This window comes from Legionella sp. km772 (genome assembly GCF_003989735.1).
GTDB lineage: Bacteria > Pseudomonadota > Gammaproteobacteria > Legionellales > Legionellaceae > Legionella.
Genome location: NZ_RZGQ01000150.1, coordinates 1 through 7,039, shown reverse-complemented (window position 1 = coordinate 7,039; position 7,039 = coordinate 1). Strand labels below are relative to the sequence as shown.

Below are 7,039 nucleotides of genomic sequence, written 5' to 3'. Positions count from 1 at the left end.
TCTCCTGGCCTATGGACTTGTGGATAAGCCATTCTGAGAGTAAGGTGAATGAACTAACAAACCGGGAATAGCTCTTATTTTTCCTGAATTTTGTTCCAGATCCCCGGACCTAGCTAACTATGACTATAAAAGCTAAGAGGTTTCTTTTATCTTTCTGTTTTTTTCTAAGCTTTCCAGTATTTTCTGAGCCAGGCATTGTTGTTTTTCAAAGTGATTTTGGTATCGCGGATGGTGCGGTTAGTGAAGTGAAAGGAGTGATGTATTCTGTTGATCGTTCTTTGATTATTTCTGATTTAACCAATGAAATCCCGCCTTATAATATTTGGGATGCGGCTTATCGTTTATATCAGACTGCGTCTTATTGGCCAAAAAAAACTGTTTTTGTAAGTGTGGTTGATCCTGGTGTGGGGACAACTCGACGTTCTGTGGTCGCTTTAAGCAAGCAAGGGCAGTACTTTGTGACTCCTGATAATGGTACTTTAACCTTTATTGATACGATGTATGGGATTGAGGAAGTAAGAATTATTAATGAGACTGAAAATCGGCTTAAGGGTTCACAACAATCCTATACCTTTTATGGTCGGGATGTTTATGGCTATACCGCGGCGAAACTCGCTTCAGGGAAAATTTCCTTTGCTGAAGTAGGTCCTGTGCTTAAAGAGCCGGTAGTGAAACTAGCGTACCAAAAAGCAAGGGTTCAAGAGCAGGCGGTGCAAGGTACAGTGGTTATTCTTGACCCCAATTATGGGAATGTTTGGACAGATATTAATCAATCCTTACTTAAGTCTTTAAAAGAAAATAAAACTTATAAGGTAAGTATTTTCTATCAAGGTGAAGAGAAATACGCTAAGACTTTAACACTGTATAAAACTTTTGGGGAAACTAAACAAGGTGAGGATCTGTTATATTTTAATAGCTTGATGAATCTGTCTTTAGCAACGAATCAAGATTCTTTTGCTAAAAAATATCATATTGGTTCTGGTGCGGATTGGACAATCCGGGTTGAACCAAGCAATTGATTACCTCTTCGTGCATATGGAGGATGCTTCTAGCTCTTCCACATGCACTGCAAAAATTATTAACTTAGAGTTAAATCGGCATTGATGGCTCCACCTCACAAATAACCTCTTGATGGTTCTCATCATCTAAGAGTTTTTGCGAAAGAGAAAGCACAAAAATACTTAAAGGTAAAATCAATAAGAGATCCAGAGGAAATTGTAAGAGACCTTTGCCACCAAAACTACCAAAATAGGAAAGAACGAGCATTGAGCCCATGTAGAAAATAAACCAATACAAAGGATTATTACGGCTTAAAGAACTGTCCTTATGGTAAACCCTATAAACGATAAGACCAATAATCAAGGCTACATCTAGTTTCCACAGGACCTCAAAACCACACCAATACAGCATCAAATTACAAATATAAAAGGCCGTATGGCATAAAAACACACTTGCCCATAATTTAAAAGGACGATGGGTTTGAGGTTGGAGTTTACGCATAGCGAGAAGACAAATAGGGCCTATGCTGTATGATAGAATACTAGCCGAGGAAAGAAAGGCTACCAGTTTTTGCCAGCCAGGAAAAGGCAAAAAGGAAAACATGCCCACAATTAAATTCGCATACAACGTCACATAGGGAATTTTATGGCGATTTACCTTCAAGAAGATTTTAGGTAAATGCTTGTTTATTGCCATCCCATAAATAATACGAGAGGTCGCCGCAGTATAAACTAGGGTAGTCCCAAATGGAGAGATGATGGCATCGATCATTAACAGCGTTGCAACGATGCCAAGACCTAATAAAATAGTTAAACCCACCAAAGGACCGCTATCACCTTCATAAGCTAGGTGGCTCCAACCATGGGCTAAGTATTTTTGTGGGATTGCCGCAAGAAAACTAAATTGCAACATAAAGTATAAAACAAAACCGATCAATACCGCCCCTAAAATAGCAATGGGAATATTGCGTTGCGGATTTTTTACTTCGCCTGCTAAAATAAGGCCATTTTGAAAGCCAGTAAAAGCAAAGGCGATTCCCCCAGTGGATAAGGCGGTAAAAATACCTACCCAACTTTGCTTATCAGTTAACTGTATATTGATATTGTTAAAATTGGGCGCCACCTGAATAAGGGCAACAATGGCAATAGTGGGTAAAATAAACTTAATAATACTTGCGTATTTATTGCATTCGGCAAGCATTTTAATTCCATAGGAATTTAGGATTACAACAAAGAGCATAATCGCAATAGCCACCACATAGCCATAACTTGATAAGGTTAAGGTATTGCTATCTTGAATGGTAAGACTTGGGAAAAAATGACTGGAGTATTGTAAAATGGCTTGTATTTCAATAGGGGTCATTACTACATAGGAAAGCCATGAAGTCCATGCAAATAAAAAGCCCACTTCTTGGCCATGCGTAAAGGTAGGGTAATTTGACATACCGCCTGAAACCGGGAACATCGTACCTAATTCGCACAAGGGCAGGGCGATAAATAACATAAAAAGTGCTGCAATCACCCAGCTAATCAAGGCATTACTTCCTGCCATCTGCGCACTAATAAAGGGGCTGAATAACCATCCAGATCCTATCATTCCCCCTGCAGAAGCGATCAGTATATTGGTTGTAGAGATGTCTCGTTTCAGCATCTTAGCGTTCCTCCTTGATTAGTCATTAGCCTCAACTAAGGCCACATTGGGCAGCTCCATTTCCGTCAAATCCATTTCTACGGATTCAATTTTTTGGAACCTAGAGGTGATTTTTTTAGCAGAAGTATTCACTTCATTTACATCTTGATGGGCTAAATCAATATGCTTGGTTAATTTATCCATTCTTTTTTCAAAACGTTGAAAATCATCGGCTAAAGCATGTAGATGTTTTTGGATGATATGTACTTGCTTTCGGGTTGCATCGTCTTTTAAGACAGCTTTGGCAGTAGTTAACACAGCCATTAAAGTGCTAGGTGATACTAGCCATACTTTTAAGCGTTGTGATAAAGCAATTAATTCAGGATAGTTTGCATGGATTTCTGCAAATATAGATTCTGCTGGAATAAACATCATCGCACCATCCGTTGTTTCATTGGGTATAATGTACTTTTCAGAAATGTCTTTAATGTGTTTTTGAATGTCTTGTTTAAATTGTTGTTGTAAGGATTTACGCTCTACTGACATCGGGTCAGTATTGTTAATTTTTTGATAGGTTTCCAATGGAAATTTTGCATCAATGACTACATTTCCTGTAGGCTCGGGAAGAAACAACACGCAATCCGCGCGTTTTTGGTTACTTAAAGTGTATTGCATTTGATAATGAGTACTCGGAATCATGTTAGCAACCAATGATGAGAGTTGCACCTCCCCAAAGGCACCACGTGCTCGTTTATCGACTAATACGTCTTGTAAATTAACTACATGATGTGATAACTCAGTGATTTTTTTCTGTGCCTCATCAATAATTGTCAAACGTTTTACGACATCCACAAACGTAGAGGACGTTTTTTCAAACCCTTCGGTTAATTTATGATTAACTTGTTGAGTTAGCGTATGTAGATGACTTCTAATTTCCTCAGTTAAAATTTGCAAATGCGAAGTTAGGGAGCTGGCATGTTGTTTAAAGCTGTGGTTCATCTGTTCACGCACATCGGTCATTTGTTTGTGTACAGTATCATTAATTAATTGTTGAGTATTAAGTTGTCCTTGGCCAATTTTCTCATTCACGCTATTCAGATTTTCCTGCAAACTTTTATTTAAATCCATATGGATTTGATGTAATTGTAGAGTGAACGTGGTTTGTGTTTTTTCATAAAGCTCTTCATTGGCTGATTGGTAGTGTTTATTTTTCCGCATCATTAAAAAAAAGAATAGGATTTGTAAGACTATAGCGCAAACTAGGCCTTCCATAAGATTAAACGAATAAAGATTGAACATGTATTATTCCACTAATTGGCTTAATTGTATGGGTTTGTCATACTGATAAACCATTTTTAATTGCCCATAATCAATTAAACGCAAGTTACCAAGATAAAGTTGATCCTCAGCTAATTGGGCGGAATTGTCAAAGGTAAATTCAATAGAATGGATCCCAGGTTCCAACCAAATGCCAGTCTGGGCAGTTTCAAGTGCATTTAAGGATTGAGCAGTCTTTTTAAATAATACACCTTGTAAGGAGTAACGACTTGCCGTGGCAACGTTAACTTTTGCCGAAAAAGTTAAAGGGGAGCTTGCTTGTTTTTTTAGTTCGATTAAGGTTGCCGAAGGAATTGAATAGGAAAATGCAGTTTGCCCACTTCGTTTTATGGTGCCTTCACCACATTCTGCTTCGACCTCCACTTTGACATACCAATTTTCACCGTTATCACTTTGCTCAGAGGTAAGAAGATGGCTGGCTTCAAATTGATTGGGGTTGATTTCTTTTACCATCATAGGAATAGTCTTACCCGCAGGATCAACTAAGAAGGCCTCAATATCCTCTGCATCATAATCGTTATCTTCATCATTTAGGTTGATATGCACTCTTAAGATATCGCCGTAATGATAAAATAAGGACTTGGTTTCCACATCTAGATGAGTAAGTGAAAATTTATCCAGCACATTAATCATATAGCTGGAATTATTGTGATCCTGCCCTAGGCTTTTAAGGATAAAAGAGCCCTTACCTAATTCCGGTTTAATTTGGACAATTGTTTCATTATTAGGGGAAAAACTAGGCTCTAACGATTGGTTTTCACTGTATAAAGAGGACGCTTCTTGTAAACTCATTGTTTTTTGGCTGGGAGTTTTTAAGGACAAAGCAAGGGAGGGGGCTTTGTTTATGGGGCTAACACGAATAATGGCTCTGCTGCCTAAAAGCGATAAAGCTACTCCTTTTTGCAGCTCTTCGGTACTTACTTTTTGTCGATAACTATAGCTTTGTTGTTTATTACTGGAGATTGGAGGGAGGGGTTGATTGACCAAAAGCCAACTGTCTTTTAATAATTCATGGGATAAATTGCCACAACGCTCACATTCATAGCTTTTAATAGTTTGAATGGGCAGAGTGATAGCTTGCCCGGAGGAATAAATGAGCATTAAACTTAAAGCCCAAGAGAAATTGTTCATTGTAAAACTCCTTGCGCATCAATTGCACTGATAAGAATTTGGTCCAAATCAAAGCATGAGTGGCGGCTTTGATTATGGCTTAAGGTCTTATGACCGGTAGTTTTATCTTTGTCGTAAAACCATAGGGTGCCGGCTTCTAATTGGGAGCTGCAATTTAAAAAACCATCTGCACAGCTATTTAAATATAATTTAGTAACCTTTAGTCCACTATTAAGTAGGTAGCCATTACAATAGCTCGCGCTTGAAAGAGGTGAGGCCGCAACATCTGTACCTACGACAACTTTGAAAGGAATAGAGAGAGAAGGACGATTTAAACTACCAAATAATAATTCTTGGTTATAAAGCAGCATGTCGCCAATACGTTGTTGCTTAATCGCATCAGCTGATAAATAGCCCAAAAGCCACCCTACACTTGTTTGAAAAATACCTCCATTTAGGACCTCATCCGCCAGGATAGTTCCACCGCTTGAAGGCGCTAGGGCAATAATTTGCTTTATCTTTTTACTCAATGTGAAATAGCTTCGATTATAACTAGGGTGTGATAAGATCCAACGCATTACATTGGCTCCGTCAGAATGAGTATAGACAGTTAATGAGTCAATTTTTTGCTCATGGATAAATTCTAACAGTTGATCAGCGATACATTGGGCGGAATCTTCATGCCACATATACTGACTAAAATCACAATGTGCTACATAATGATTAGCTGGATTTTTTAAGGCTAAGGCTAAACTTTCAATAAAATCAGTTTTCCAATAACCCCCATAAGCATCCTCTCGATGATCTTTGGTACCATGAACCAAGGCTATACCCGTGTTGGCATAAAGCAAGAAAGAACATATGAAAAAAAAGACAAAACTAATAATACGTTGAAGTTCCATTCCAGCGTACCTCGTTGAAATTAAGGGGTATTTGATGCTAGGGTATAGGCATTAGTCTAATTTTAGACTGAGGGCTATCTCCTAAGGCCGTGAACTAGATCTATAGCATGCTTTTTATAATATCTTCAATGAGTGCGATAATAATAAGGAAAATAAATGTTAAAAATGGATTTCAAAACCAAAGGCCTTACACCTAAACTTTCTTTGGTTACGCTCTGTTTAGTGCAGTTTTACAGTGCTCATGGCGAGGCAGTCTATTATAATCCCCGTGTAACTGGACAATTTTTGACTGGTGGAAATCAGCAGCTTGGGGGTTTTGGCGACGGCATGGTCCCTTTATTCCAAGCACCAGATAGAATGTTTTTTGCTAATGGTACGGTTCTTTTAGGACAAAATCAAAGGGTGACCTACAGTGGTGGTTTAGGCTATCGCCAGATAAAAAATACTTTTTTAGGCGAAGCCATCTTAGGTGTTTTTGGATTTGTAGATTATTACCGCACTCGCCTAAATCATCAATATACACAAATTAATCCAGGCTTAGAATGGCTTGCCGAACGTTATGAAGCTCGGTTGCAGGGGTATATTCCTGCAAGTTCTCGTAGTGTTACTTATGGTGACACCTTCGCCAGTGCTATACCCCAAAATGTGCTTTTTGATTCTGGACGCTCAACCCAAGGTTTAGCCAATGCTGTGGGTCATCGTCTTATCGACACACCAGTCCACTTGGTTGAGGATTTTGGCCCTGGTGTAGAGCTTGAATTAGGACGGCAGGTTAATTTTGGTAAAGGCATGTGGGTTCGAGCTGGAGGTTATCACTATTCTTATAAAAACAGTCAAGATATAAACGGCGTACAAGCTAATCTCGAATTAGCAATCAAAGACAGTATGTCTCTAATCATACAAGATAATTATGATGGCCAAAATAGAAATCGTTTTGCTGTACAGGGTCACCTCATGAAAAATTTTGAGATAAGATAGTGGTTAAAATAGAATCATCCCATCCAGCATTTTTTCTGAGCCGCTTAATAGATTGCCTTTTCATCTGATTTTTAGTTAATTGA

General features: G+C 38.5%; 6 protein-coding genes. 2 read left to right on the top strand and 4 right to left on the bottom strand.

What is annotated here, in order from left to right:
* Positions 1-119: 119 nt before the first annotated feature.
* Positions 120-1,019, top strand: coding sequence for an S-adenosyl-l-methionine hydroxide adenosyltransferase family protein (locus ELY15_RS12285; protein ID WP_127100449.1), 900 nt, complete (start codon positions 120-122; stop codon positions 1,017-1,019).
* Positions 1,020-1,089: 70 nt separating this feature from the next.
* On the opposite strand, the gene ELY15_RS12280 is transcribed toward ELY15_RS12285, so the two are convergent.
* Genes ELY15_RS12280 through ELY15_RS12265 form a run of 4 tightly spaced genes read right to left on the bottom strand, consistent with a single transcriptional unit; the run spans position 1,090 to position 5,978 of the window.
* Complete coding sequence (locus tag ELY15_RS12280; RefSeq protein WP_127100447.1) at positions 1,090-2,649, bottom strand: APC family permease; 1,560 nt, start codon at positions 2,647-2,649, stop codon at positions 1,090-1,092.
* An 18-nt stretch (positions 2,650-2,667) separates the two neighbouring features.
* The gene (locus ELY15_RS12275) at positions 2,668-3,927 is read right to left on the bottom strand and encodes a DNA recombination protein RmuC (protein WP_127100445.1); all 1,260 of its coding nucleotides are present in this window, start codon (positions 3,925-3,927) and stop codon (positions 2,668-2,670) included.
* Between the two features lie 3 nt (positions 3,928-3,930).
* The gene (locus tag ELY15_RS12270) at positions 3,931-5,097 is read right to left on the bottom strand and encodes a DUF4785 domain-containing protein (RefSeq protein WP_127100443.1); all 1,167 of its coding nucleotides are present in this window, start codon (positions 5,095-5,097) and stop codon (positions 3,931-3,933) included.
* Complete coding sequence (locus ELY15_RS12265) at positions 5,094-5,978, bottom strand: hypothetical protein (protein WP_127100441.1); 885 nt, start codon at positions 5,976-5,978, stop codon at positions 5,094-5,096. The genes ELY15_RS12270 and ELY15_RS12265 overlap by 4 nt, the downstream gene beginning before the upstream one ends.
* A 156-nt stretch (positions 5,979-6,134) precedes the next feature.
* Between ELY15_RS12265 and ELY15_RS12260 the strand changes: the two genes are divergently transcribed.
* Positions 6,135-6,956 (top strand): hypothetical protein, encoded by an 822-nt coding sequence (locus ELY15_RS12260; RefSeq protein WP_127100439.1) that lies wholly within the window; start codon positions 6,135-6,137, stop codon positions 6,954-6,956.
* The last annotated feature ends 83 nt before the right edge of the window (positions 6,957-7,039 follow it).